Source organism: Mesorhizobium sp. M1A.F.Ca.IN.020.06.1.1, from assembly GCF_004023265.1.
Classification (GTDB): Bacteria; Pseudomonadota; Alphaproteobacteria; order Rhizobiales; family Rhizobiaceae; genus Mesorhizobium.
In genome coordinates this window covers 1-382 of sequence record NZ_RZSR01001859.1, presented here as the reverse complement: position 1 = coordinate 382, position 382 = coordinate 1, and the positions used below count along the sequence as shown (strand labels likewise).

Here is a 382-nt window from a genome sequence, read left to right as displayed (position 1 = left end):
CGCCTAAGCTCTGCCGCTGCCGGGCTGCGATGCGGCTTTGCGGCGGGACGCCGCCATTGCACTTTCAAGCACCCTGAAGCTGCGCTCATCCGCGCATTGGGCGACGTTGAAACGCATGAAGCGGCCGGCGGAGTGCGACAGGCTGAAGGCGTTGCCGGGCGCCAGCACGACATTATCCGCCAGCGCATGGCGGGCGACATCGGCGGCGTCGATGCCGTCGGGCAGGCGGCACCACAGGAACATACCGGCCGCCTGATCGATCCAGGGCATAACGGCCATTGCTTTCAGCCTGCCGGCTGTTTCGGCCATTGCGCGCGACAGGCGGGTGCGCAACTGCTCGACATGCTTGCGGTAGCTGCCGTCCTTCAGCAGAGTCAGCACC

The 382-nt window shown here is 66.5% G+C and carries 1 pseudogene; it reads right to left on the bottom strand.

The annotated features are described in order from the left end of the window. Positions 1-3 precede the first annotated feature (3 nt). A pseudogene (locus tag EOA60_RS37240) lies at positions 4-382 on the bottom strand (hypothetical protein); the annotation flags it as partial.